Source organism: Primorskyibacter sp. S87 (assembly GCF_049801055.1).
In the GTDB taxonomy this organism is placed as follows: Bacteria; Pseudomonadota; Alphaproteobacteria; order Rhodobacterales; family Rhodobacteraceae; genus JBNAGF01.
In genome coordinates this window covers 105,638-130,105 of the sequence record NZ_JBNAGF010000012.1, presented here as the reverse complement: position 1 = coordinate 130,105, position 24,468 = coordinate 105,638, and the positions used below count along the sequence as shown (strand labels likewise).

Annotated in this window: 24 protein-coding genes; 5 read left to right on the top strand and 19 right to left on the bottom strand. The window is 59.2% G+C overall.

Features of this window, described 5'->3' with window-relative positions; translation table 11 throughout:
- Nucleotides 1-15: 15 nt before the first annotated feature.
- Nucleotides 16-375, bottom strand: a complete 360-nt coding sequence (gene hisI, locus ACP15U_RS18135) for a phosphoribosyl-AMP cyclohydrolase (RefSeq protein WP_425046568.1) — start codon at nucleotides 373-375, stop codon at nucleotides 16-18.
- A 69-nt stretch (nucleotides 376-444) separates the two neighbouring features.
- Between hisI and ACP15U_RS18130 the strand changes: the two genes are divergently transcribed.
- The 3 genes from ACP15U_RS18130 (at nucleotide 445) to ACP15U_RS18120 (ending at nucleotide 2,135) form a co-directional block, all read left to right on the top strand.
- A complete protein-coding gene (locus ACP15U_RS18130) occupies nucleotides 445-897 on the top strand; it encodes an iron-sulfur cluster assembly scaffold protein (RefSeq protein ID WP_425046567.1) in 453 nt (150 codons plus the stop codon).
- 73 nt (nucleotides 898-970) lie between these two features.
- Nucleotides 971-1,603: a MarC family protein gene (locus ACP15U_RS18125; RefSeq protein ID WP_425046566.1), complete on the top strand. Its 633-nt coding sequence runs from the start codon at nucleotides 971-973 to the stop codon at nucleotides 1,601-1,603.
- A gap of 46 nt (nucleotides 1,604-1,649) precedes the next feature.
- The gene (locus tag ACP15U_RS18120) at nucleotides 1,650-2,135 is read left to right on the top strand and encodes a flavodoxin family protein (protein ID WP_425046565.1); all 486 of its coding nucleotides are present in this window, start codon (nucleotides 1,650-1,652) and stop codon (nucleotides 2,133-2,135) included.
- Between the two features lie 540 nt (nucleotides 2,136-2,675).
- Here ACP15U_RS18120 and recG read toward each other — a convergent pair.
- The 5 genes from recG to ACP15U_RS18095 form a co-directional block, all read right to left on the bottom strand.
- The gene (recG, locus tag ACP15U_RS18115) at nucleotides 2,676-4,766 is read right to left on the bottom strand and encodes an ATP-dependent DNA helicase RecG (RefSeq protein ID WP_425046564.1); all 2,091 of its coding nucleotides are present in this window, start codon (nucleotides 4,764-4,766) and stop codon (nucleotides 2,676-2,678) included.
- Nucleotides 4,763-6,889: an NAD-dependent DNA ligase LigA gene (gene ligA, locus ACP15U_RS18110; protein WP_425046563.1), complete on the bottom strand. Its 2,127-nt coding sequence runs from the start codon at nucleotides 6,887-6,889 to the stop codon at nucleotides 4,763-4,765. The genes recG and ligA overlap by 4 nt, the downstream gene beginning before the upstream one ends.
- A gap of 125 nt (nucleotides 6,890-7,014) precedes the next feature.
- Nucleotides 7,015-7,731, bottom strand: a complete 717-nt coding sequence (ctrA, locus tag ACP15U_RS18105; RefSeq protein WP_425046562.1) for a response regulator transcription factor CtrA — start codon at nucleotides 7,729-7,731, stop codon at nucleotides 7,015-7,017.
- Between the two features lie 807 nt (nucleotides 7,732-8,538).
- Nucleotides 8,539-8,853, bottom strand: a complete 315-nt coding sequence (locus tag ACP15U_RS18100; RefSeq protein WP_425046561.1) for a DnaJ family domain-containing protein — start codon at nucleotides 8,851-8,853, stop codon at nucleotides 8,539-8,541.
- A gap of 385 nt (nucleotides 8,854-9,238) precedes the next feature.
- Nucleotides 9,239-9,517, bottom strand: a complete 279-nt coding sequence (locus ACP15U_RS18095) for a DUF1153 domain-containing protein (protein WP_425046560.1) — start codon at nucleotides 9,515-9,517, stop codon at nucleotides 9,239-9,241.
- A 132-nt stretch (nucleotides 9,518-9,649) separates the two neighbouring features.
- Here ACP15U_RS18095 and mnmA point away from each other — a divergent pair, with 132 nt between their 5' ends.
- Nucleotides 9,650-10,795: a tRNA 2-thiouridine(34) synthase MnmA gene (mnmA, locus tag ACP15U_RS18090; RefSeq protein ID WP_425046559.1), complete on the top strand. Its 1,146-nt coding sequence runs from the start codon at nucleotides 9,650-9,652 to the stop codon at nucleotides 10,793-10,795.
- A 54-nt stretch (nucleotides 10,796-10,849) separates the two neighbouring features.
- Here the strand turns inward: mnmA and lpxB are convergent, their stop codons facing one another.
- The 13 genes from lpxB to pyrH form a co-directional block, all read right to left on the bottom strand.
- Entirely contained in the window at nucleotides 10,850-12,022 is a 1,173-nt protein-coding gene (lpxB, locus tag ACP15U_RS18085) for a lipid-A-disaccharide synthase (protein WP_425046558.1), read from the bottom strand.
- Nucleotides 12,022-12,816: an LpxI family protein gene (locus tag ACP15U_RS18080; RefSeq protein WP_425046557.1), complete on the bottom strand. Its 795-nt coding sequence runs from the start codon at nucleotides 12,814-12,816 to the stop codon at nucleotides 12,022-12,024. The genes lpxB and ACP15U_RS18080 overlap by 1 nt, the downstream gene beginning before the upstream one ends.
- A gap of 28 nt (nucleotides 12,817-12,844) precedes the next feature.
- Complete coding sequence (lpxA, locus tag ACP15U_RS18075) at nucleotides 12,845-13,633, bottom strand: acyl-ACP--UDP-N-acetylglucosamine O-acyltransferase (RefSeq protein WP_425046556.1); 789 nt, start codon at nucleotides 13,631-13,633, stop codon at nucleotides 12,845-12,847.
- Nucleotides 13,630-14,097 (bottom strand): 3-hydroxyacyl-ACP dehydratase FabZ, encoded by a 468-nt coding sequence (gene fabZ / locus ACP15U_RS18070; RefSeq protein ID WP_425046555.1) that lies wholly within the window; start codon nucleotides 14,095-14,097, stop codon nucleotides 13,630-13,632. Before fabZ ends, lpxA begins: the two co-directional genes overlap by 4 nt.
- A gap of 133 nt (nucleotides 14,098-14,230) precedes the next feature.
- A complete protein-coding gene (locus tag ACP15U_RS18065) occupies nucleotides 14,231-14,866 on the bottom strand; it encodes an OmpH family outer membrane protein (protein WP_425046554.1) in 636 nt (211 codons plus the stop codon).
- A gap of 7 nt (nucleotides 14,867-14,873) precedes the next feature.
- Nucleotides 14,874-17,264 (bottom strand): outer membrane protein assembly factor BamA, encoded by a 2,391-nt coding sequence (gene bamA, locus ACP15U_RS18060; protein WP_425046594.1) that lies wholly within the window; start codon nucleotides 17,262-17,264, stop codon nucleotides 14,874-14,876.
- A gap of 165 nt (nucleotides 17,265-17,429) precedes the next feature.
- A complete protein-coding gene (locus ACP15U_RS18055; RefSeq protein WP_425046553.1) occupies nucleotides 17,430-17,555 on the bottom strand; it encodes a hypothetical protein in 126 nt (41 codons plus the stop codon).
- A gap of 131 nt (nucleotides 17,556-17,686) precedes the next feature.
- The gene (gene rseP / locus ACP15U_RS18050) at nucleotides 17,687-19,039 is read right to left on the bottom strand and encodes an RIP metalloprotease RseP (RefSeq protein WP_425046552.1); all 1,353 of its coding nucleotides are present in this window, start codon (nucleotides 19,037-19,039) and stop codon (nucleotides 17,687-17,689) included.
- A gap of 6 nt (nucleotides 19,040-19,045) precedes the next feature.
- Nucleotides 19,046-20,218 (bottom strand): 1-deoxy-D-xylulose-5-phosphate reductoisomerase, encoded by a 1,173-nt coding sequence (gene dxr / locus ACP15U_RS18045; protein ID WP_425046593.1) that lies wholly within the window; start codon nucleotides 20,216-20,218, stop codon nucleotides 19,046-19,048.
- 11 nt (nucleotides 20,219-20,229) lie between these two features.
- Nucleotides 20,230-21,012: a phosphatidate cytidylyltransferase gene (locus ACP15U_RS18040; RefSeq protein WP_425046551.1), complete on the bottom strand. Its 783-nt coding sequence runs from the start codon at nucleotides 21,010-21,012 to the stop codon at nucleotides 20,230-20,232.
- A complete protein-coding gene (locus ACP15U_RS18035) occupies nucleotides 21,009-21,776 on the bottom strand; it encodes an isoprenyl transferase (RefSeq protein ID WP_425046550.1) in 768 nt (255 codons plus the stop codon). Before ACP15U_RS18035 ends, ACP15U_RS18040 begins: the two co-directional genes overlap by 4 nt.
- Before the next feature lie 11 nt (nucleotides 21,777-21,787).
- Nucleotides 21,788-22,354, bottom strand: coding sequence for a ribosome recycling factor (gene frr, locus ACP15U_RS18030; RefSeq protein ID WP_425046549.1), 567 nt, complete (start codon nucleotides 22,352-22,354; stop codon nucleotides 21,788-21,790).
- A gap of 275 nt (nucleotides 22,355-22,629) precedes the next feature.
- The gene (pyrH, locus tag ACP15U_RS18025; RefSeq protein WP_425046548.1) at nucleotides 22,630-23,394 is read right to left on the bottom strand and encodes a UMP kinase; all 765 of its coding nucleotides are present in this window, start codon (nucleotides 23,392-23,394) and stop codon (nucleotides 22,630-22,632) included.
- A gap of 126 nt (nucleotides 23,395-23,520) precedes the next feature.
- On the opposite strand from pyrH, the gene miaA reads away from it, so the two are divergent.
- Nucleotides 23,521-24,432: a tRNA (adenosine(37)-N6)-dimethylallyltransferase MiaA gene (miaA, locus tag ACP15U_RS18020; protein ID WP_425046547.1), complete on the top strand. Its 912-nt coding sequence runs from the start codon at nucleotides 23,521-23,523 to the stop codon at nucleotides 24,430-24,432.
- Nucleotides 24,433-24,468: the final 36 nt, after the last annotated feature.

Here is a 24,468-nt window from a genome sequence, read left to right as displayed (position 1 = left end):
GGTCATTTTGCTGAGTCAGACCTCGGGCGCCATCAGCTCGACTTCCTGACCAGATTGCACAGCGGTATAGAAACAGCTGCGCCGGTTGGTATGGCAGGCAGGACCGGTCTGGCGGACCCTGACAAGCAGGCAATCGCGATCGCAGTCGAATCGGAATTCCACCAATTCCTGCACATGACCGGAACTTTCCCCTTTGACCCAGAAGGCTTCCCGTGACCGGGACCAGTAGGTGACCCGCCCGGTCTCCAGTGTGCGCGCTACGGCCTCGGCATTCATCCACGCCATCATCAGGACCTCGCCGGTGCCGTGATCCTGTGCGATGGCAGGGATCAGACCCGCCTCATTGAACGTCAGGCTCTGGGGATCGAAACGCATGATGGAAAACCTTTTGCATCCGGAACTGAGATCCCTATGTATGGGGAACGTCCAAGAAGGAAAAGCCAGATGTCCGGCGACACCGACCTGATCAAGCTGTATTCTTCGCGCATTCTGGCGCTGGCAGCCGACATTCCGCATCTGGAACGGCTGGAAAACCCGGATGCGACGGTCAAGCGTCGCTCGCCGCTCTGCGGATCGACCGTTACAGTAGACGTGACTGTCGAAAACGGGCGGGTGGCAGAATTCGGGCAGGACGTGAAAGCCTGCGCACTGGGGCAGGCCTCGGCTGCGGTTGTCGGCGCTGCCGTGATCGGAACCACCCGTGACCAGGTCGAAACCGCACGAGACCAGCTGAAATCCATGCTGAAAGAGGACGGTCCGGCACCGGATGCCCCCTTTGACGGGCTCGAAGTTCTGCAACCGGCGCGAGACTACAAAAACCGTCACGCATCGATTCTACTGGCGCTCGAGGCGACGCTCGAGGCCCTCGAGAAAGCCGAGCAAGCCAACTGCGCCTGAGCTGGCGCCTTGCGGGGCTGGCCTGTGCCTTGCTAAACCGCTAGCCTTTCCTTCAGGGTTGGGAGGCCGGCACATGTACGATCTTTTTGACCGTTTCGTCACGCTCTGGGTGGTGATAGATCCAATTGGCACCATCCCGGTCTTTATCGCCGTTACGGCCAGCCTTGATGCGTCTGAACGCCGCAAAACCGCCTTGCAGGCATCACTTGTCAGCATCGGCGTGCTGCTATTTTTTCTCGTGTTTGGACAATTGCTGATCGATGCGCTCGAGATCGGATTGAATTCCTTTCAGGTCGCGGGAGGTATCGTTCTTTTCCTGTTCGCGCTGACCATGATCTTCGGCGAAAGCAAATCCGAATCCGAAACCCGCCAGGCCGAAGAATCCCCGCCTGCAATCGTACCCAACCCGGCGATTTTTCCCTTGGCCGTGCCGTCTCTGGCCTCACCCGGTGCCATGTTGGCCATTGTCCTTCTCACGGACAATTCGCAATTCGGGTTTGTTGACCAGGGTCTTACCGCTCTTGTCATGGTTTCAGTCGTCGCCATCGCCGGGGTTCTGATGCTGTTTGCTGATCCCATTATCCGGGTAATCGGGCATTCCGGTTCTGCAATCATCAGCCGGGTGATGGGCATGATACTTGCATCGGTTGCCGCCAATGCCGTGTTGTCCGCCCTGTTGGACATTTTTGAAACCGGCCAGCTTTGATACAGGAAGGCTTGGATACGGGTCAAAGCTCCGGAGAAACAGCTGTATGACCGAACTTCTGATCGTCTATCATTCCCGGACCGGTGGCAGCAGGCAAATGGCGCAAGCCGCCGCTGCGGCAGCAAAGACAGAAACATCCACGACCCTCCTAAGTGCCGATTCCGCCGAGCCGGATCATCTCTTGCAGGCATCCGGCTACATCTTTTGCGCCCCGGAAAATCTGGCAGCGCTGTCGGGCGTGATGAAGGATTTCTTTGACCGCTGCTATTATCCGGTCCTTGGCCGCATCGAAGGCAAACCCTATTGCCAGATGGTTTGCGCCGGGTCCGACGGCGAAAACGCCGTGCGCCAGACTGCGCGGATCGCACAGGGCTGGCGACTGAAGGAAGTGCAGTCGCCGCTGATCATCTGCACCCATGCCCAGACACCCGAAGCCATTCTGGCTGAAAAGACCATTCCCCGCGAGGCTCTGGAACAGTGCCGCGATATCGGCCGGGCTATGGGTGCGGGTTTGTCTATGGGTATCTTCTGAGCGACTGCCGGACGGTCCTGCCCCTCAAAAAAGAACCGCCGCTCTTTCCGGGCAGAAGGAGCAGCGGCAGGAAAAGCGTGTTTCGTGTGGGGTCCGATCCGAGCTGCTGGATCCGAGGCAGGGATCCGGTCAAGGGAATGGACAGGCAGGTCACCCTTGCAGAGATAGGACTGGGTGCAGCCGGTTCGGCACGAAACCGCAGGCAGATAGGGTCGTCAGAGTGCGGGCAGGTGCAGAGCGACCATCAGGATAACAACCAGAGACGCAGCACCCGCTGCATCCTGAACCAGAGTGGCCTGAGAACGGGTCAAAATGCTCTTGAGTTCGGTCAGCATTGGCACGGCTCCTGTATCGATTGTTTCGGCTCGAGGTCTTGGGTCTGCGTCGTTAAGCCTTTGTTGACTCTTTGTTCTCATTTTGACCGCCCCAAGTAAAGAACTTTTTGAGAACATTTGCGAACTTTTGTAGATCAAGAGCCTTAGTGGACTGAAACAAAACACTTTTTCTGGAAGCCGACCCGCCGGATACCGGATCAGCCCGCTATCCGACCGAAATCAACCGGATCGCCTGGTCCTGTTTCATCAGCCACAGCAGAACACGAGCGGCCTTGCCCCGTTCGCTTTGCAGTCCGGGGTCTGCCGCCAGCAATGCACGGGCATCACTTTGCGCAACAGCCATAAGGGCAGCCTGCCGTTCCAGATCGGCAATGCGGAATTTGGGCAATCCCGATTGAGCGGTGCCAATCAGATCCCCGGCACCCCGCATCTCTAGGTCGGTTTCGGCGATTCGAAACCCGTCCTCGGTTTCTCGAAGAACTTCCAACCTGCGGCGGCCCGACTCTCCAAGCGGAGGCTGATACATCAGCAAACAGGTCGACTCGGCTGACCCTCGCCCGACCCGGCCTCGCAACTGGTGCAGTTGCGCCAGTCCGAAGATTTCGGCGCGTTCAATGACCATGATCGAGGCATTGGGCACATTCACGCCAACCTCGATGACTGTGGTTGCGACCAGAACCTGCGTTTGACCTGCTATGAACCTCGCCATCGCCGCGTCTTTTTCCGCAGGTGGCATCTGGCCATGGACCAGCCCAACGACCCCATCGCCCAAGGCCGCTCGCAACAGTTTGAACCGTTCTTCGGCCGCGGTCAGATCCACGGCCTCGGATTCCTCAACCAGCGGACAGACCCAATAACATTGCCGCCCCTCGGAAATGGCCTTGCGCAGGTGGTCGACGACTTCGTCGATCCGCTCGGTGCTCAGGATCGCGGTTTTGACGGGCTTTCGGCCCGGCGGCTTCTCGTCCAGAACCGATACATCCATGTCGCCATACTGCGCCAGGGCGAGGCTTCTGGGGATTGGGGTCGCGGTCATGACCAGGACGTCTGCACCCAATCCCTTTTCGGCCAGTTCCATCCTCTGACGAACGCCAAAACGGTGCTGTTCATCGACGATGGCAAGACGCAGATCCTTGAAGACCACATCGCTTTGAAACACCGCATGGGTTCCCACAAGGATCTGAATGTCGCCTTTTTCCAGCGCAGCCAGCTTGGCCCGACGCTCCGCGCCCTTGTCGCGCCCTGTCAGCAGCTCCAGCACAACGCCTGCTTCTTCGGCCAGGGGGCGAAGCCCTTCGAGATGCTGCCGGGCGAGAATCTCGGTCGGGGCCATCATGACGCCCTGCCCTCCCGCTTCGACCGCAACCAGAAGCGACATGAACGCCACCAGTGTTTTGCCCGCTCCGACATCACCCTGCAGCAACCGGTTCATCCGGGCCTCGGAGGCCATGTCGGCGGCGATCTCCTCGATCGCACGGGCCTGCGCAGTGGTGGGGCGATATGGCAACGCATCCAGAACCCTTGATTGCAGGCGACCGGTACCGTGACTGCTGATCCCGCGCGCCTTGCGTTCGCGCAGCCGCGCCAGCGCCAGCGTCAACTGATGCGCCATGAACTCGTCATATGCCAGACGCGCGCGGGCCGGCGCCGTGGGTGCGATGTCGTCAAGCCCCTCGGGCGCGTGTGCGGTATCCATCGCTTCGTGCCAACCCGGCCACCCTTCGCGCTGGACATGGGTTGGATCGATCCACTCAGCCAGAACCGGCGCGCGCTTGAGCGCACTTCGGGCGGCCTTGAACGCAGTTTTCTGGCTGACCCCCTGCGTCAGATGATAGACCGGTTCGTATTCGGGGATGTCACCGGCGTTTTCCAGCGGCAGAACGTGGTCGGGATGAACCATCTGCGCCATTCCGTCAAATAGCTCCAGCTTTCCGGAGATCACGCGCTCTGATCTCTCTGGCAGGATCTTCTTCAGATAATCGCCACGCGCATGAAAGAACACCAATTGGAACTCCGCCTGAGCATCTGCGACCAGGACGCGGTAGGCCCCTCCCCGGTTGCGCGGCGGGTTATGCGACAGAACTGTCACCGCCACGGTCAGCGTCGTCGGAAGATCAACACCCTGAATCGTTTCGCGCCGACGCCGATCCACCACTGAATAAGGCAGTGAAAAAAGGAGATCGCGCGGGGTTTCGATCTCGAGATGTTCCAGCAGCTGGGCCGTCTTTGGCCCGACCCCGTCCAGTGTTTCCAGCCCGGCAAAGAGCGGAAAGAGTGATTCAGGCCGGCCGCTCATGCGTCGCCAATCAGTTCGAGCCAGCCGTCTTCATCCAGCGTCCGGATCCCCAGCTCGTCCGCCTTTTTTGCCTTTGATCCAGCGCCCGGCCCGGCCACAAGGAGATCGGTTTTCTTCGAGACCGACCCCGCAACCTTCGCGCCGAGAGACTCGGCTCTGGCCTTCGCCTCCGCTCGGGTCATTTTTTCAAGCGTTCCGGTAAACACGACCGTGAGCCCGGCGACCGGACTTCCATCCGATTGTGGCCTTTCCTCATCCAAGACAGTCAGTCGAGTCACCAGCGCGTCAATCGAGGCACGCTCGGTTTCTTGTGCAAAAGCCGACACCAACGCCCGGGCCATGACCTCGCCAACTCCGTCGATCGCCAGCAATTCATCCCATTCCGGCCCCTCGAATCCCGAAGCCGCCGTCACCGCAGATTCGAAGGCCGACCAGTTCCCGTAGTGACGCGCGATCAGCGTGGACGCCGCTTCACCGACATGCCGGATCCCAAGGGCAAACAGCAGTCTTCCGAATTGTATCGTGCGTTTCTCGTCGATAGCATCCCAGAGATTGCGCGCACTCTGCTCCCCCCAGCCTTTGCGATTGGCAAGCTTTGCAAGATTGTCGGCGTCACGGGATTGCAAGGTGAAGATGTCGACCGGTGTTTTCACGGGCAGCAGCTCATCATCAAAAAACATCTCTATCTGTTTGGCGCCCAGTCCCTCGATGTCGAATGCCTTGCGCGAAACGAAATGCTTCAGCTTTTCCATGGCCTGAGCCGGACAGATGATGCCTCCAACGCAGCGGCGCACGGCGTCGCCGACCTCGCGCACCGCTTCGCTGTTGCATTCCGGACAGCGGGTCGGAAACGCGTACGGCTCGGAGTTCTGCGGACGCTTGGACAGATCCACATCAGCCACCTTTGGAATGACATCGCCGGCCCGATAGACCTGCACCCAATCTCCGACCCGGATATCCTTGCCGCCCCGGATCTCTTCGCCGTTGGCATCACGACCGGCAACGTAATCCTCGTTGTGCAGCGTCGCATTGGAAACCACCACGCCCCCCACGGTCACAGGGGTCAGACGGGCCACTGGGCTGAGCGCCCCGGTGCGACCGACTTGAATGTCGATGGCTTCAAGCCGGGTCCACGCCAGCTCGGCCGGGAATTTGTGGGCGATTGCCCAACGCGGCGTGGTCGAACGAAAGCCAAGCCGGTGTTGAAGCGCAAGGTCGTCAACCTTGTAGACAACCCCGTCGATATCGTAGCCCAATGTCGCCCGCTGATCCTCGATGTTGTGATAGTGCGCGATCATCTCGGCTGGCGACTCACACCGCCGGGTCAGCGGGTTGATCTGGAAACCCAGCGCGCCCAAACGGTTGATCGCGTCAGTTTGCGTCCCGGCCAGAGGCTCGGAGGTTTCCCCCCACGCATAGGCAAAAAAGCGCAAGGGGCGATCGCGGGTGATACTGGCATCGAGTTGCCGCAGAGACCCTGCTGCGGCGTTGCGCGGGTTGGCAAAGCTCTTGCCGCCGCTTTCCTCTTGCCGGGCATTGAGTGCGGCGAAGTCTTCGTGGGACATGTAGACCTCTCCGCGCACCTCCAGAACTTCGGGGGCACCGTCGATCCGCTCCGGAATGTCTGCGATCGTCAGCGCATTTGCGGTGACATTTTCTCCGACAGCCCCATCCCCTCGGGTCGCGGCCTGAACGAGCTGGCCGCTTTCGTATCGCAGTGACAGCGACAGTCCGTCGATTTTGGGCTCTGCCGTATAGCTCAGCCCGGTGTCGGCCCCAAGCCCCAGATACTTCCGAATTGACTGGTCAAAGGCGGCAACATCCCCATCGTCAAAAGCGTTGCCAAGCGACAGCATGCGGACCGCATGGGTGATCTTGGTGAACCCGTCTGCAGGTCGCGCGCCCACCTGTTCCGAGGGGCTGTCGGCGCGTTTCAGTTGCGGGAATCGTGCTTCAATTTCGGCGTTGCGACGCTTGAGGCGGTCGTAGTCTGCATCGGAAATCTCCGGCGCGTCTTCGGCGTGGTATGCGGTATTGGCCCGGTCCAGCTCTGCCGCCAGCCGGGCCAGTTCCGCCTGTGCCTGCTCTTCCGTCAGGTTTTCAACTGCAATCGCGTCGTTCAAGACCTCGCCCCACACCTGTGCCCACAATCGTGTTCGTGACAAGTGATAGGGCGAGGCCCCGTTAAGGTCCAGTCATCCTGACGGCGCGTGAGTGGCGTCTTCCGTCCCGGACCTTTGGTGTTCTGTCAGGCCCCGACCGCGATGCGCGACCTTCCAAGGTCGTTGGCCTGTGGATCGCGAAGAACATAGCCGCGACCCCATACTGTCTCGATATAGTTTTCACCCTCAGTCGCGTTGCTGAGCTTTTTGCGAAGCTTACAGATGAACACGTCTATGATCTTCAACTCGGGTTCGTCCATTCCGCCGTAAAGATGGTTAAGAAACATCTCTTTGGTAAGAGTCGTGCCCTTGCGCAAGCTGAGCAGTTCTAGCATCTGGTATTCCTTGCCGGTCAGATGCACGGGCTGACCATCAGCCTCGACTGTCTTGGCGTCGAGGTTGACTGCAATTCTGCCTGTTTGGATCACAGACTGCGAATGTCCCTTTGACCGCCGGATGATCGCATGAATACGCGCAACCAGCTCTTCCCGATGGAACGGTTTGGTCAGGTAGTCATCTGCCCCGAACCCAAAGCCCTTGATTTTGCTTTCCGTGTCATCCTCACCGGACAGGATAAGGATCGGGGTTTCCACCCGAGCCAGCCTCAGCTGCCGCAGAACTTCGTGCCCGTTCATGTCGGGTAGGTTCAGATCAAGCAGGATAAGATCGTAGTCATACAGCTTGGCCAGGTCGATCCCCTCCTCACCCAGATCGGTGGCATAAACATTTAAGTTTGCGTGGGTCAGCATCAGTTCGATGCTTTTTGAGGTTGTGGGGTCATCCTCGACCAACAAAATGCGCATCTAGATATCTCCGTCATGAAAACTTGTTCCGTTGCCGGGTTAACCGTGGCCAAAAAAGGTTAACCCCGCGTTACTACTGGATCACAATCTATGGTTGCATTTTGTTGATGGCAAGCCCCGATTTTTGGTTCTTTTATTGAGTGAAACGATGTGCCTCGGAATGTTTGATATTCGTTCGCTCGCCCTAACCGGGTGCTCATCCACTTCCAGGGCAGGCCGCTAGGTTCTGGGGGCAGGAATGACACTGACCAACGCCAAAGAAACAAGATTTCTGCCACCAACCCCTGAGTTGGACATTCACATACAACACAGCGATAAAGACCTTGGCGGTTCTGACCGACCAGATTGACTAATTCTCTTTGATGTCAAAATCTGCGGTCCGTTCACGCGACCCAGCCTGCAAATTGGATCGGCGCAGCAGTTCGAAGGGCAGTAGACCTGGCACAAACTGGAGGCGGCGAATTGCGGTTGCCTGCGATCCGGGACAAAGTGCATTCCCTTGGCCGGGTTTAACCTTGGCTGATGACCAAGAGTGGAACATGGAAGGTTTGATCTGAGAAAAACAGCGCATCCTTAAATTGCACAGGCTGCGCGTCCAAAAAACGGCACTTTGGGCATTCACAGAAATCACCCCAGTTAAGAACGTTGAGCTTGGCAATCCGCTGGGAGCGACTGGCCGATCAATTGCTCCACGCAAATGGGGCAACGGCCACCGCACTCGATGCAAAAATCCGGCCATTCTCACTCACAAAGAGGCGTTACAATGGTCAATGCCAAACCCATATCGCCCGTTCAGGACGCTTCGCGTTAGCCATATTTGCGAAGCGCCTCCAACTCCAAATCGAGCTTGAGTTGATGGTCGGCAATTTCTTTTATCAGAGCCTTCCGCCCCTCTTCATCGGTTTCGGCCTTGAGGGTCTCTCGCAGTTCGGCAACTTTTTTCTTTAAATGGACGGCCAGCGGTTTGGCTTGGTTTTCCTTCAATAGCCGGTCAATCACGGCATCCTTGGGAGCCGAAAGAAATTCCAGCGGCTTGCCAGCACCCGGAAGGTCCTTGAATTCGCCCGACCGATCAGCTGCATTCATTGCCATTTCAATTGCAGGGTTCAATGGATGTGACATCGAGTTTCGCCTCATTGTTTTTCAGTCATGCATGTAACTGGTCGATTAGAGTTTTTGAGAGCTTTGCGGCAAATTGCCCGCGACCTACCCGTTTGGCAGGTTAGACGGTCGGTGGGAATGTCGGCGCACCAAACATTGGGCAGCTGTCTGCCGACACCGGCATTGGGGCTGCTCAAACGATTACCCTGCGCCAGTTCTCCAGTCGAAAGGGCAACTTTTTCCTCTGGCTCTTCGTCCAGCTAACCCGTGACTCTGTGTTGCAACGGATACCAACTCTGCATTGGGGCGCACGTCTGGGCCGTGACATGCACTACAATTCCAGAGACTGATTGAGGACAGAGCTGTCGGCTCAACACGACTGCGGACGGGGCTTTCGGGATTTTGACTAAACTTGCCGATACCTTTTCGCAGCCGTCGCCTTCAGCGCATCTTCGCCATGTTCTGCGATGGCCGAAACCCAGCCCTGAAACTCTTCATCACTCAGACGGTAACGTTCAATCGCCTCTCGCCGCGAGATCAGGCCGTAGAGCACACCCCGCACAACCCGGGCCTTGCGTGAAGCAACCCAACGCACCGTATCGCCGGGCGGGAGATCCGCCCGGGTCATTACACTTCCGTCGGGCAGGGTCACGGCCCGTGGGCCATCCACTTTTTTAAGGAACATCTCATCAATCCTCGAAACTTTGAACCGAGATTGGCCATGCCAACTTAACGGTCGGTGAAACCGGCCCTTGAGAGTGTCTCGGATTTTCCTATATTCTGCCGGTCTTCCAAACTATCCGTAGGAGCTGCCCGAATGGCGCTGGATACCGACACCCCGCTCAACTCGCTTGGATTTGCCAAGCCACCCGCCGAAACGCGGGTTGTTGTAGCCATGTCCGGTGGCGTTGACAGCTCGGTGGTGGCCGCGCATCTGGCCGACCAGGGATACGACGTGGTCGGCGTGACGCTACAGCTTTATGATCACGGTGCGGCGCTGGCCAAAAAAGGTGCCTGCTGTGCGGGTATCGACATCCACGACGCCCGCCGCGTCGCCGAAGAGCGCGGCTTTCCGCATTACGTGCTGGACTACGAGAACATCTTCAAGGATGCGGTGATCGACGAGTTCGCTGACAGCTATCTTGCCGGAGCTACTCCCGTGCCCTGCATCCGGTGCAACGAGCGGGTCAAGTTTAAGGACCTGCTGGAAACCGCACGCGATCTCGAGGCCGACTGCATGGCGACCGGTCACTATATCCAACGCAAGGACGGCCCGAACGGGCCAGAATTGCACAGTGCCGAAGACGCCAACCGCGACCAGTCCTATTTCCTGTTCTCAACCACACCGGAACAGCTGGACTACTTGCGATTCCCACTGGGTCATTTGCCCAGTAAAGACGCCACGCGCGAGCTGGCGGCACAATATGGTCTGGCCGTGGCTGACAAACCGGACAGCCAGGACATCTGCTTTGTGCCCGACGGCAACTATGCCAGTGTCATTGAAAAGCTGCGCCCCGGCGCTGCCGAACAAGGCGAGATCGTGCACGCGGATGGGCGTGTTCTCGGGACTCATACCGGTGTCATCCACTACACGATCGGGCAGCGGCGCGGGCTGGGGATCGGCGGGCTGAGCGAACCGCTTTATGTGGTCAAGCTGGACGTGGATAAAAAGCAGGTGGTCGTCGGGCCCAAGGACATGCTGGCAACCCGCAAGATCCCGGTGCGCGAGATTAATTGGCTGGGCGATGAGCCTTTTACCAGCCGTGCGGAATGGCACCTCTCGGTCAAAGTGCGTTCAACCCGCCCCCCGCGCGAGGCGATCGTGCGTCCGATCTCTGACACCGAAGCCGAGGTTGAACTGCTCACCCCCGAAGAAGGGGTTTCACCCGGTCAGGCCTGCGTATTCTATGCCAGCGAGGGCAGTCGTATCTATGGTGGTGGCTGGATCTGGCGCGGTTACTGAAACTGTCCCTGCCCTTTTCATGGCCATCGCTTCGACCGGTGGACAGAGTGGACTTCAACCTGTCTCTGCGCCTTTCCCCATGCGGTTCAAGACAGCTTGCGCCGCGCGCAGCCCCGGTTCCTGTCCGCCGCGTCCAAGCCGGAGCATGGTTTCCCGCATGGCCTCGATCTGATCGTTCGGGTTCGCCCGCAGCTTTGCCAAAGCCTCGGCGATACTGTCCGGCCGGCAATTGTCGAGGATGCATTCAGGGACGGTGCGGGTTTCGGTAACGAGATTGACCAGAGTGACCGTGTCGATCGAGAACAGGTAAGGCACGACCTTTCTGGTCAGCCAGTGGAGGTTGTAGGCAATCACCATCGGTGTTTCGTTGGCTGCCAGTTCCAGCGATACCGTGCCCGAGGCCGCCAGCGCCAGCTCGGCCGTGGCGAAAGCCGCACGCTTGTGGGCCAGCGCAATCTTGGGGTCATAGCGGCGCGGATCAAGGATATGTGGCCTCAATGGCCAATCCCGTGTGTGCTCAGCGATCAGATCGGCGACGGGCCCGACGGCCGGGATCACCACCTGCAGATCGGGGTTTTCGGGCAGAAACTTTCCCAGAGCATCCCCAAACACCGGAGCCAGTCGCGTCACCTCGCCCCGGCGCGATCCCGGCAATGTCAGCAGAACAGGTGCGTTCCCAAGCCCAAGTTCGGCCCGCAAAGCCGATATCTCGTCCTCCGAGGCCAGCGGCTCCATCGTGACCGGATGGCCGACAAAGTCGCATTCCATGCCGGCAGCCTCCATGTAGGGCGGCTCGAAAGGCAGCAGGGCAAGCACATGGTCGATCACCCGGGCCATCTTTTGCGCCCGCTTCGGCCGCCACGCCCAGACCGAGGGAGCGACATAGTGAACCGTGCGCGTGTTGCTGTTAGCCTTCACGATCTTGGCAACACGCAGGCTGAAATCAGGGCTGTCGATGGTGATCATCACATCCGGCTTCATCGACAGCGCGGCCTGTCCGGTTTCTTCGATCCGCCGCTTGAGGTCGAAGTACTTTGGCAGCACTTCGGCCAGACCCATGATGCTGAGCTCTTCCATCGGAAACAGGCTGTCCAGCCCTTCAAGCTGCATCAGCGGGCCACCAACCCCCTGAAACTCGACGTCGGGGACGAGCTGCTTCAACCCGGCCATCAACGCCCCGCCCAGCCGATCGCCCGAGGGTTCACCGGCAAGGATGAATACCCGCATCAGCTGGTTCGCTCCCGCACCCATAGAAACAGGCCAAGCCGTTCGCACTCCGCCATCACCTCTTCGCGGCCCAGCACCATTACGCCGCCCGCCTCAAGAACGATGCCGGACAGGCCAGCTGCGCAGGCGGCCGTCACCGTATCGGGACCAATCGCCGGGAGGTCGGCGCGGCGGTCCTGCCCCGGTTTCGGCGCTTTGAAGAGAATGCCTCCGCCGGCGTCCGGACGCATGGTCATCGAACGCAGCATCCAGTCAGTTCCAAAATTTCCTTCGACGGTCAGCGCCTGCCCCTTGTGAATTACGCAGGCCTGTCCGACATCCGCAACCGCCATCGCACGCACCACACCTGCCCCGCGGGCGGCGTCGTTGGCCTCTGTGTCCGAAGGCTGTGCTTCGGTCAGGCAGCCGATCGGCGGCAACAGATGCGGAGCGATCTCATGGGCAGCGCGCACATGCATCCCGGCATTCTCGAATATCCCGATCATGGCCCGTAAGGCACCGTCATCCCCGGACACCAATGCCTTTTGAACGATGGGGACCAGCGGCAGCGTCGCCGCATCAATCCGCGCAGGGTCGACCGGTGGGCGCCCGACCGATCCGGCCATGCAAATCTCGGTCACGCCACGTTCCTTGAGCTCGGCGACCAGCGTGCCGAGATGCTCAAGATAGAATGGGAGATCCACGGTCAGGGTGTCCGGCGGAAACCCTTCCATCGCGCAAATCAGCGGCCGCGTCTCGAGCTCTGCAACCAGTTCCGTGGGCAGCACACCGCCGCCAGCAATCAGGGCCAGCATTTCAGATCCCTCTCTAGCAAGACTGCATTCACTTGGGCGTCAGGAACGAGCGATCTGAAACACCAAGAATGAACTCGGTGATCCGGCGAACATATTCGCTGTCCGATTCTTCGCTTGCCTTCCGGGCCCGCTCCAGAAAAGTGCCTTCGCCCTTGGCCAGTTCGTTGAATGCGGCCCGGAGTTCCGAGATGTCCTCACGCGAAACACCGCGCCGTTTCAGCCCGACAAGGTTCAGACCATCCAGTTCACCGCGCGGCGCCTGAACAAGGCCATAGGGAATGACGTCATTGGGAACCATCGTCAATGCACCGATAATGGCGCCCTGACCGACCCGCACAAACTGATGCAGCCCAGACAGACCGCCGATGATTGCGTCATCTCCGACAATGCAATGGCCAGCGGCACCGGCGTGGTTGACCATGATCACCCGGTTGCCGATCTGAACGTCATGGGCAACATGAACGCCGGCCATCAGCAGGCAGTCGTCCCCGATCCGCGTGACGCCCCCGCCACCATCGGTGCCGGTGTTGATCGTCACATGTTCCCGGATCCTGTTCCGCTGTCCAATCACGAGCCGTGTCTTCTCGCCACCAAACTTGAGATCCTGTGGGATCTCTCCGATCACCGAAAAGTTGAAGATGACGGTATCATCGCCAATCTCGGTGTTGCCGGTGACCACAACATGGGATTTCAGTTCGACCCGATCTCCCAGCTTGACCTCGGACCCGACGCAGCAGAGCGGACCAATGATACAACCGTCGCCCAGCTGTGCGCCTTCTTCGATGATGGCGCTGGGATGAACTTGAGCGGTGCTCATGCTTCTGGTTCCCAGTCCACAAAGGCGGAAAATTCGGCCTCGGCGGCAACCTCGCCTTCGACCGTGGCAACACCGTTGAACTTGAAGATCTTGCCACGCGGTTTGCCGCGCAGGGTTGTGACCTGCATTTCCATCACGTCGCCCGGAATCACCTTTCGGCGGAACTTACACTTGTCGATCGACATGAAGTAGATCAGCAAGTTGGTATCGACCACATCGAAAGCCACCCCAAGCATGACACCGGCTGTCTGGGCCATCGCTTCGACGATGGTAACGCCGGGCATGATCGGCGTGCCGGGGAAATGGCCCTGAAAGTGCGGCTCGTTCATGGTAATGTTCTTGATGCCACGCGCGGCATTGTAACCGTCGATATCGACCACCTTGTCCACCAGAAGGAACGGATAGCGATGTGGCAGAATGCGCTGGATCAGCTGGATGTCGGCGCTTTTCAGCTCGGCGGTCATGTGCATGTCCTGTCTTAGGTCGTTTCCAGAAAGTGACTAGCAACCCCGGACCACTAGGGCAAGCAGGCCGCAAGCAGTCAGCCCCGCATCAGCCTTCACTGCTTCGCCCGGTGAAGCACTCGGAACGCCGGATTCAATCGTCCAGCGAACCGGCCTGCGGATTGCCATCCCCAATGGCGCTGTTGATGCGCTCGACGGCAAGGCCGGTGATATCCGAGGTGCCGGCGCTCAGAAACACGCTGGAGCGGTCGAGGATCACACCCGCGCCGGTTTCGAGCATCAGATCTTCGAGAATCGGACGGGCCGCGCGAAAGAACGCCCCACGTTCGGCTTCGGTGCGTTCCTGCAGGGCGCGCGCCTTGGCATCCTGCGCGGTGCGGTTAATCTGAACCTTCTTGTCAAAGGCCTCGGCCAGCACGCGAAACGCTGCTGCTTCCATTTCAGGCCGCCGCTCGGTGAGCTCGCGTTCCTCGGCGGCCAGTTCCGACTCGATCCTGCGGTTTTCGGCTGCCAGAACGGCGCTGTCGGCTTCGATCTCACGCGCCACCCGTCGGCCAAAATCGGATTCGGCAAACAGCCTTTCCGGCGAAATCGTCACAATGCCCGTGGTGACGATTCCGGTTTCCAAAACCCCGGTCTGCAAGCCTCCGGTCTGTCCTGCTCCGGTGGCTTGTGCCCGCGCAACCTGAACAGCGGCAAAACAAGCCAGAACCGCCCCTGAAAGCAGGGCGGCACTGAGCCAGAAAACCGGAGAAAGGCGCCGGATCATAGCGCGGTCAGAAACGGGCCTGAAGCGTCAGGTCGAAGGTCTGTTCCTTGTCGAAATCTTCCTTCCTGAGCGCCTTGGTAAAGTTGAACCGAAGCGGTCCGAAACCCGTAGTCCAGAGTAGCGATACCCCGATCACATGGCGCCAGGAGCCATCTGCACCCACCACGTTTGCGCCAGTAGTGTTGACGTTCTTGAGATCCCAGAGGTTGCCGACATCATAGAAGGCCGCCCCGCGCAGACCCAGTTCCTCGGGCAGGCCCAGCGGGAACTGCGCTTCAAGCCGGGCCACAGCATAGAGGTTACCGCCAAGGAAGTCGTCATAGTTGCCACCGCTGACACGCGCAGATTGGTCGCGCGGGCCGATACCGCCGGGTTCAAATCCACGGAACACATCTGGCGTGATAACAAAGCGGTCCAGAGACCGGCTGGATCCGCTACCGAGCCAGTTGAAGGAACCGGCTTCAAAACTGGCGCGCAGGGTTACTTCCTCGCTCAGCACCAACCGCTGTGCAAGGATCTTGCCCGTGGTCTTGAGATACTCGTTCTGACCACCAAGCCCGGCATACTCTGTCCCGATCTCGAACCGATACCCGGAATTGGGATCAAGCCCGATTTTCCGGCTATCAAAGAAATAGCGCAAACCGATGGCGCTGGCAGACAGCTTGCCTTGCGCAATTTCGCTGGTGACAACCGGACCTGTCAGAGGATCTGCCGGATCGCTTCCGCTCCGGGCTTTCATTTCCGACCGGTTCCAGTTGTAACTGACCTGCAGCGACGCCGCTTCGCCCGTGTTGAATGTCAGGCGCGGGCGGAAGAATGTCCGCTTGGTATCATACTGCGCAAAGTTCGAGCTTGTTCCCGTCAGGCCCAGATCGACATCAAAGACGAGGTCACGGCCAAGAAGATATGGTTCAGTGAAACCCAACGTATAGGTTTCCGCTTGCTGTGCGGTCGACAGGTTCAGCGCCATGCGCTGCCCACGGCCGAGCCAGTTATCCTCGGTCAGGCCGATCGCGATTCCGAAACCATCGGTGATCGAGTACGAACCACCAAGGTTCAGCGACCCGGTCGGTTGCTCGATCACGTCGACATCGATGATGACCTGATCGGGGGTGCTGCCTTCGCGTGTCTGAACGTCAGAGGCCGAGAAGAAGCCCAACGCACGAATGCGCTCTGCACTGGCTCGCACGGCCCTTGGATTGAACGGGTCACCCTCGACGAACCGGAACTGCTGGCGAATAACCCGGTCGAGCGTTGTCGTGTTGCCTTCAATGTCGATGCGCTGCACGAAGATCCGCGGCCCTTTTGTCAGCACAAAGTTCACATCCAGCGTCAGGTCGCGGTCATTGCGGGTGACACGCGGTTCGACCCGCAGAAAGTTGATGCCTTCGTTGACAGCCAGTCGCTCCATACGGGCGATGGTGTTCTCGACATGAGTTGGCGAATAGACAACGCCGGGCTTGATCCGGATCGACTCCTGAAACTGCTGGGCATCGACACCGGGCATTTCACTGGTCGTGGTGATGTTGCCAAAGGTGAATTGCTGCCCTTCGGTTACATCGACCACGAGGAAGAACGCATCGCGCTCTTGGGTAAATTCGGCATTCGCGCTGTTGACGCGGAAATCCACATAGCCCCGGGACAGATAGAAATCCCTTAGCACCTGCTTGTCGAATTCGACCCGGTCCTCGATGAAGGTGTCGGCGCGAATGAAAGTGCGAAGCAGGCCGGCCTGCTTGGACTCCAGAACGCGACGCAAGCGACGGTCGGAATAGACACGGTTGCCAACAAAGCTGACCCGTTCGATTTCGATCGTGTCGCCTTCGGAGATCTCAAAAATCAGGTCGACGCGGTTGTCATTGCGCCGAATGATCCGCGGTGTAACCGTTGCGGCAACCCGACCCTGCTGGGAATAGGCCTGCGCGATGACGGCAGCGTCCCTTTCGGCGGCTTCGGGCGTGAACACGCGGCGCGACGACGACTCGACCAAACCCTTAAGCGTATCATCCTTGATTCGCTTGTTGCCCTCGAAATTGATGCGGTTGATCGTCGGGTATTCGGTCACTTTGATGACCAGTGTGCTGCCGCGCGGGATCAGTTCGACATCCTGAAACACACCGCTTCCGAGAATCCTCTGATAGGCGTCGTTCAGCTGCCCGCCGGTGACCGCCTTGCCCCGTTCGATTCCCGCGTAGTTCACGATTGTAGCAGTTTCGATCCGCTGGTTTCCCTCAACCTGAACCGAATTGAAACTGTAATTCTGAGCTGCCGCCGAGCCCGGATAGGACACTAAAAATGCTGTGATAAAAAGAAAAACGGCCGATGTTGCCAGGGACAACATGTAGCCCTTTGCAGATCGCTCGACGCAGGATATTCCTGCCGCTCGCCCCAAACCCATATGTTCCACCCAATGTCTTTTTTTTGCAGACTTTGAATTGTCACTAGCGGGAATGAGCCCTTTTGTCAAAAGCGCAAAGAAAAACGCGGCCTCTTTGGACCGCGTCTTTTTGGCAAAATGCATGGGCAATTTAGCAACCCGAAGTCCGGCTCGCCAACGACCTGCTCAGAAACTGCCCAACCAGGCACCCAGAGCGAGTGCGCCAAAGATTGCCGCGAGGCTCAAAAGGCGGTCCCAGTTCAATTCCAGCACCAGGCTCAGGCCACGATATGATTGCTGCAAAGTTTGCATGGCTGAACTCTCCTATTCGTTGCTTTGACAAGACCAACGGCCCTGCCTGCTCCGTCCCCTTCATGCGGAAATTTAGACGGGGAATATGGCAGGACTTGGGCAGGCAGATGGCAGAGAGGTGCCGAAAGAACCTAGCAGAACAGATCGTTGCCGAGAGAAAACACCATGAGCGAAAGGATCATGGTGATGCCGATCGCCATAAGAATACGCAGCGCTGAATCGCTGGGCGGTTTGCCGGTCACCGCCTCGTATGCGTAGAAAACGAGATGACCGCCATCGAGCGCCGGAATCGGAAACAGGTTCAGCATCCCGACTGCGGTGGACAGCACCGCAATGAACCAGATGAAGCTCTGCGCGCCCTGGCTCGCCATTGCACCCGAGGTTTCGGCGATCCCGATCGGGCCGGAAATATTGCAGGTGCTGATCGCGCCGGTGATCATGTGCCACAGCCCCGACAGCGAACTGGTGATGATGCGCCATGTCTGCTCGGCACCGCCAACCAAGCCTTCGATCGGTCCGGCAGTTTCGGTCGCGGGATCAAACGCCATGCCGCCTACGATTCCGATCCGCCACTGCGTTATGAAGCCGCCTTCTGGATTGGGCTCGTCGGTACGACGCGGGGCCAGAACAAATTCTAGGATCTTGCCGCCTCGCCAGACATCCAGCTGAAGCGGGCGCCCGTCCGAAGATTCGACCGCCGCCTTCAATTCGTCGAACGAAAAGATATTCTCGCCATCGATGGCCACGATCACGTCGCCCGGTGCCATGTTGATATCCATCGCGGCGCTGCGCGGCGCGACATTGCGCACCAGCGGTGGAAACAAATACGGCCCGGTCACGTCCATCTCCTGCCCGTCGCGGCGGACGGAATAGGTCAGGACCGGCTCGGCCGGAATCGCATCCGTGAACTCTTCCCATGCCTGCTCATCATCGAATGACGGGGTCGGCAGGTTGGAAATCGAAAGAATCTCGTCACCCTGCTTTATCGTGTAACCCGCTTCAGGAAGGGGTTCGATCGAACCGACGGTTAACGGGTCGCTGGCCACACCTCGGATCATGAAGATCGCTGTGAACACAATGATGGAAAGGGCAAAATTAAAAACTGGGCCGGCTGCAACCGTCGCGGTGCGTGCCCAAAGCGGCGCCCCGTGCATGGTGTGGCGTAGGTCTTCCGGGTTTCGCTGATAGATCTCGGCCATTGTTTCGCTGTCCCGGCCCGAGGCCGCATCAGCGTCGCCCATGAATTTAACGTATCCACCAAACGGCAGTGCCGCGACCTGCCACCGGGTGCCGCGCTTGTCTACCCGGCTCCACAGGACCGGGCCGAAACCCAGCGAAAACACTTCCGGATGGATTCCGGACCAGCGGCCGACAATGTAATGCCCGTATTCGTGCACGGCCACTATGACCGAGAGCGCGACCACAAAGGCCAGAATCGTATAGGCGAGTCCCCCGAATTGCGGGATCAGCGTTACTATGTCCAAACCGTTTTACCCTGCTCGTACTTGCATGACCTCATCGGCCCATCTCCGGGCCAATGTGTCCGTTTGAGAAACATTATCAAGGGTCATTTGGGCGTCAATGAGACCGGGATGCGCCTCAAACCGGGTCAAAACCTCTTCAACTGTGGCAGCCATGTCCAGAAATCCGATCCGGCCGGCAATGAATGCATCGAGCGCCCGCTCCTTGGCAGCATTAAAAACTGCACCTGACAACCCACCGCGCTTCATCACCGCGCGTGCCAGACGCAGCGCCGGGTAACGGGCGTCGTCGGGGTGGCGGAAATTGAGCTGCGACACCTGACCCAAATCCAAACGCGGCACCGGCAAATCCTGCCGATCCGGCCAATGCATCGCATAACCAATGGCATGGCGCATATCCGGCGCGCCCAAGTGCGCCATCAGCGCCCCGTCGCGAAAACCAACCAATGCATGAACGATGGATTCCGGATGAACCACAACCTCGATACGATCGGGCTCGACGCCGAAAAACTCCCGTGTTTCAATGACCTCCAATGCCTTGTTAAACATGGAAGCACTGTCGATCGTGATCCTCTGTCCCATGTTCCAATTCGGATGCGAAGACGCTTCTTCGAGCGTTGCCCGCCGTAATGCTTCTAATGGCCAATCTCTGAAGGCGCCACCGCTGGCCGTGATGACGATGCGCTCGACCGCGCTCATATCCTCACCCACAAGCGCCTGAAACACCGCCGAATGCTCGCTATCGACCGGCAACAGCCGAGCGCCATGCGCGCGCGCCGTATCCAGCACCAAAGTTCCCGCGCAGACCAGCGATTCCTTGTTGGCGAGCGCCAGCGTCGCCCCTTGTTTCAACGCCTCCAGACCTGGTGCCAGCCCGGCAGCACCGACGATGGCAGACATCACCCAATCGGCTGGCCGGGCTCCGGCCTCTATCAGGGCGCCCTGCCCTGCAGCGGCCTCGATACCGCTTCCGGCAAGCGCGTCGCGCAGATCGGAAAGCCTATCCTCATAGGCCGTTACCGCAAGATCGGCCTTCAGGTGCCGCGCATCCTGCGCCAGTTGGGCGATATTGCCGCCCCCAGTCAGCGCGACCACGTCATAGCGTTCGAGATCACGGGCAATCAGGTCGATGGTGTTCTGTCCGATGGAACCGGTCGCTCCGAAGATGGAAACCCTGCGCACCCCGTTCTGCATCACATTCCTCCGGGCGCGTAGAACAAACCCGCGATGAGCACAAATACCGAAGCACCCATCATTCCGTCAAAGCGATCGAGAAAACCACCATGCCCCGGGATCAGGTTTGAGCTGTCCTTGACGCCGGCATAGCGCTTTACCGCGCTTTCCATGATGTCACCGGCCTGGCTTGCCATCGAGGCAAACACCGATACGATCACAAGGGGCAAGCCGAAACCGCCATACAGAGCAAATCCGAGCCCGACCAGCGCCGCGGCGAACCATCCGCCCGCCGTTCCCGACCATGTCTTTTTCGGACTGACCCGCGGCCAGAATTTCGGCCCGCCAAGCGCTTTGCCAAAGAAATACCCCGCAACGTCGGTCGCAACCACAACCGAGATCAGCCACAGCATCCAGCCGAACCCCATTGTTTCGCGAATCGAGATGAAACCGAGCCCGGCAGCCGCGATCCAGAGCGATCCAGCGGCAATCAGTCTTCTGTTTTTGCTTACCTGCCCCAACCCGACCAGCGCCGGGGCTATCAGAACTGGCAAACGATAAACCGCGGGCAAATGATAGGCGGCCACAACTGCCACGCCGGTCAACAACCCCAGCTGAATCGCCACGCTCGGCCGGTCAGGATCCAGCATCCGAACCAATTCCCAGATCATGATCGCGCATGCGGCGGCAATGAAGCTTTCGAACCAGAGCCCGCCCAGCCAGACTTCAATGGCGCCAATGGCAACCAGAACCACCGCCGAAAGTATCCGCGGTGTCAGGTCCGACCAACGCCCCTCATTCATAGTTTCACGGCCCCGAACCGGCGGTCGCGATTGCCGAACTTGTCACATAGCCGCGCAAATTCCTGCTCGGTGAAGTCCGGCCAAAGCGTGTCGATGAACTCGTACTCGGAATAGGCCGACTGCCAGAGCAGAAAGTTCGAGATCCGGGCCTCGCCGCTGGTGCGGATTACCAGATCCGGATCAGGAAGCACGCAGGTATCGAGATACCGAGGCAGTGTTTCTTCGTCCACGTCGTCCGGGTTCAATCGACCCTTGGCAATATCGACGGCAAGACGCTGCGTCGCCCGCGCCACCTCGTCCCGTCCGCCATAGTTTAGGGCAATGGTCAGCTGCGTGCCATCATTTCCGGCCGTGGCACGTTCCAACTGATCCATCAAGGCAGTCAGCTTGGCATCCAGTCGCTCCCGGTCACCGATGAACCTCACACGCACGTTCTTGGCGGCAAGCGCCTGCATCTCGCGGGAAATATACCTGCGAAACAGGCTCATGAGCCCCGCGACTTCGACCTGAGTTCGTTTCCAATTCTCGGTCGAAAACGCGAAAATCGTCAGATACTGAACGCCGAGTCGCGGACAGGCCTCGACGATCTCGCGCACCCGTTTCGCCCCGGCATGATGCCCGAACAGACGAGGTCGGCCACGCGCCTGCGCCCAACGACCATTGCCATCCATGATGATTGCAACATGACGCGGCCCCGAGACATGGTAGGTCTCGGGAGTTGCCGAACTGGCGGCCGGTTTGTCCTTGCGAGAGGGAATGGACATGATATCCCGATTTAGACCTGCATGATCTCGGATTGCTTCGTTTCCAGCGCGGTGTCGACGACAGCGATCATCTTGTCCGTCAATTCCTGAACTTCCTGTTCCCAGAATTTCTGGTCGTCCTCGGACATCTCACCATCATTCTTGGCTTTCTTGATCTGGTCCATGCCGTCCCGGCGCACATTCCGGATCGAGACCCGGGCGTGCTCGGCGTATTGCCCGGCCACCTTGCCAAGTTCCCGGCGACGCTCCTCGTTGAGTTCGGGGATCGGCAGCATGACGATGGTGCCATTGGTCTGCGGATTGATGCCCAGACCCGATTCCATGATTGCCTTTTCTACCTTGTTGACCAACGACTTGTCCCAGACGTTCACGGTCACCATGCGCGGCTCGGGAACATTCACCGTCCCGACCTGATTGATCGGCGTCATTGAGCCGTAGGCATCGACCATCACAGGTTCCAGCATCGAAGCCGATGCGCGCCCGGTTCTAAGCGATGCGAATTCGGTTTTTAGATTGGCCATTGCGCCATCCATGCGGCGCTGAAGGTCATCGGTGTCCAGTTCGAAATCGTCAGACATGCTGCTCTGTCTCCCCGTCTTCAGGTGATCTGTAGATGATCTGTCGGAGGCTCATAAGCCATTGCCCCCGCAATGTATAGCAATCTTGCCCCGGATATCCGGCAAAGACGAGAGGGCAATCCGCCGCCCGATCCCGCATATCGCGCTGATCTGCCTGCAAAAGCTGCCGCTTCTTCATCCTTTTTGAAGTACTCCGGAGCGCGAGGCAGCGCCTCGCATTCCGCGCGTCAACGCAAATCAGCTCCCCGCCGCAGGCGCCCGACCGGACTGCTCCGTCAGCCCTCGACCTTGGTGTATGTGCCCTTTCCTGCAAGGATTCCCCGGAAACCGCCCGGCTCATCTAGCGAAAATACAATGATCGGCAGGTTGTTGTCGCGCGCCAGAGCAATGGCCGAGGCGTCCATCACACCCAGCCGCTTGGCCAAAACGTCATCATAGCTGACAACGTCATAGCGTTGGGCGTCGGGAAACTTCACCGGATCCTTGTCATAGACGCCATCCACCTTGGTTCCCTTGAAGATCGCTTCGCAACCCATCTCATTGGCCCGCAGCGTGGCCGCCGTGTCGGTGGTAAAGTACGGGTTTCCGGTCCCGGCTGCAAAAATGCAGACCCGTTTCTTTTCGAGGTGCCGCACTGCACGGCGTCGAATATAGGGCTCGCAGACCTGATCCATCGGAATCGCCGAAATGACCCGGGTGAATACGCCGATTTCCTCAAGCGCGGATTGCATTGCCAGCGCGTTCATCACGGTTGCAAGCATTCCCATGTAGTCGGCCGTTGTGCGTTCCATCCCCTGAGCCGACCCCTGCAAGCCCCGGAAGATATTGCCGCCGCCGATCACCATGCAGATCTCGACACCCATATCATGCACTGTCTTCACTTCTTCGGCGATCCGTTGCACCGTCGGGGGGTGCAGACCAAACCCTTGGTCGCCCATTAGGGCTTCACCCGAAATCTTGAGCAACACACGGCTGTATTTGGTTTCAGCGACCTCGGGGTCGGCGACGGTTTCGGTCACCAATGTATCGGAAGTGGTCATGTTGCGCTCCGGGCTGGCAAAGGGTTAATTTCGGCCGGCAAAATGAAGGAAATCGCCGCCGGGTGCAATGCGCCATCCAACAGGAAACGGCCGGGGCAAAAAGAACGGTCACGCGGAGGGCCATCGGTGGCACATACACAAAACAGACAGCCTCTCCGCGGACCGGCCGACTATGCCGACCTGCCGGGGCTCTCGACCGGGTTGCCGGTGCTGATCGCAGGACCGACCGCGTCGGGCAAATCGGCCCTTGCGCTTGAAGTTGCCGAGCGGTTTGGCGGTACGATCATCAATGCCGATGCCAGTCAGGTCTATGACTGCTGGCGTGTAGTTACGGCGCGACCCTCGATCGAAGACGAAGCCCGGGCTCCGCACCTGCTTTACGGCCATCAACCCTATGACGCGCCCTATTCCGCCGGGCATTGGCTGCGCGAAGTGACCCCCCTGCTCGGCGGCCGCGACCGTCCGATTATCGTTGGCGGCACCGGGCTCTACTTTTCTTCGCTGACGGAAGGTATGGCAGATATCCCCGCAACACCGCCGGAGATCCGGGCCGAGGCAGACGGGATGATTCTGGAAGAATTGTTGAGCGAAGTGGATCCGGAAACCGCCGCCCGCATCGACTGTCGCAACCGCGCGCGTGTTCAACGCGCATGGGAGGTTCAGCGCGCCACCGGACGTCCGCTCTGCGCGTGGCAGGACGACACGCCCCCGCCGGTTCTGCCAATCGACCAGGCCGTGCCGATCGTATTCGACACCGACAAGCAATGGCTTGAAGAGCGCATCAGAAGAAGGTTCGACCTCATGCTGGAGCAAGGCGCGCTGGAAGAAGTTGCGGCGATGCGGGACCGGTATGATCCTGCCTTGCCTTCCTGCAAGGCCATCGGCGTGCCGGAACTGATGAGCTATCTCACCGGACAGATGGATCTGGAGACCGCCCGAGACCGGGCCGCTATCGCGACGCGGCAGTTCGCCAAGCGACAGCGAACATGGTTCCGGTCCCGTATGGCCAATTGGCACCGGATTTCGCCCACGGGATGATTCCGGATTCTGCACGGTTGCACGCAAGCAATTGAA

What these genes read in the sequence shown, in the direction of transcription:
- ACP15U_RS18095 (WP_425046560.1), bottom strand. Translation starts at nt 9,517, where the DNA reads ATGTTCCTTAAAAAAGTGGATGGCCCACGGGCCGTGACCCTGCCCGAC.
- ACP15U_RS18035 (WP_425046550.1), bottom strand. Translation starts at nt 21,776, where the DNA reads ATGTCCATTCCCTCTCGCAAGGACAAACCGGCCGCCAGTTCGGCAACT.
- ACP15U_RS18080 (WP_425046557.1), bottom strand. Translation starts at nt 12,816, where the DNA reads ATGCTGGCCCTGATTGCTGGCGGCGGTGTGCTGCCCACGGAACTGGTT.
- hisI (WP_425046568.1), bottom strand. Translation starts at nt 375, where the DNA reads ATGCGTTTCGATCCCCAGAGCCTGACGTTCAATGAGGCGGGTCTGATC.
- ACP15U_RS18130 (WP_425046567.1), top strand. Translation starts at nt 445, where the DNA reads ATGTCCGGCGACACCGACCTGATCAAGCTGTATTCTTCGCGCATTCTG.
- ACP15U_RS18100 (WP_425046561.1), bottom strand. Translation starts at nt 8,853, where the DNA reads ATGTCACATCCATTGAACCCTGCAATTGAAATGGCAATGAATGCAGCT.
- ACP15U_RS18125 (WP_425046566.1), top strand. Translation starts at nt 971, where the DNA reads ATGTACGATCTTTTTGACCGTTTCGTCACGCTCTGGGTGGTGATAGAT.
- fabZ (WP_425046555.1), bottom strand. Translation starts at nt 14,097, where the DNA reads ATGACCGCCGAGCTGAAAAGCGCCGACATCCAGCTGATCCAGCGCATT.
- pyrH (WP_425046548.1), bottom strand. Translation starts at nt 23,394, where the DNA reads ATGACCACTTCCGATACATTGGTGACCGAAACCGTCGCCGACCCCGAG.
- ACP15U_RS18040 (WP_425046551.1), bottom strand. Translation starts at nt 21,012, where the DNA reads ATGAATGAGGGGCGTTGGTCGGACCTGACACCGCGGATACTTTCGGCG.
- ACP15U_RS18120 (WP_425046565.1), top strand. Translation starts at nt 1,650, where the DNA reads ATGACCGAACTTCTGATCGTCTATCATTCCCGGACCGGTGGCAGCAGG.
- mnmA (WP_425046559.1), top strand. Translation starts at nt 9,650, where the DNA reads ATGGCGCTGGATACCGACACCCCGCTCAACTCGCTTGGATTTGCCAAG.
- bamA (WP_425046594.1), bottom strand. Translation starts at nt 17,264, where the DNA reads ATGGGTTTGGGGCGAGCGGCAGGAATATCCTGCGTCGAGCGATCTGCA.
- ACP15U_RS18065 (WP_425046554.1), bottom strand. Translation starts at nt 14,866, where the DNA reads ATGATCCGGCGCCTTTCTCCGGTTTTCTGGCTCAGTGCCGCCCTGCTT.
- ctrA (WP_425046562.1), bottom strand. Translation starts at nt 7,731, where the DNA reads ATGCGCATTTTGTTGGTCGAGGATGACCCCACAACCTCAAAAAGCATC.
- lpxA (WP_425046556.1), bottom strand. Translation starts at nt 13,633, where the DNA reads ATGAGCACCGCTCAAGTTCATCCCAGCGCCATCATCGAAGAAGGCGCA.
- lpxB (WP_425046558.1), bottom strand. Translation starts at nt 12,022, where the DNA reads ATGCGGGTATTCATCCTTGCCGGTGAACCCTCGGGCGATCGGCTGGGC.
- recG (WP_425046564.1), bottom strand. Translation starts at nt 4,766, where the DNA reads ATGAGCGGCCGGCCTGAATCACTCTTTCCGCTCTTTGCCGGGCTGGAA.
- ACP15U_RS18055 (WP_425046553.1), bottom strand. Translation starts at nt 17,555, where the DNA reads ATGCAAACTTTGCAGCAATCATATCGTGGCCTGAGCCTGGTGCTGGAA.
- frr (WP_425046549.1), bottom strand. Translation starts at nt 22,354, where the DNA reads ATGTCTGACGATTTCGAACTGGACACCGATGACCTTCAGCGCCGCATG.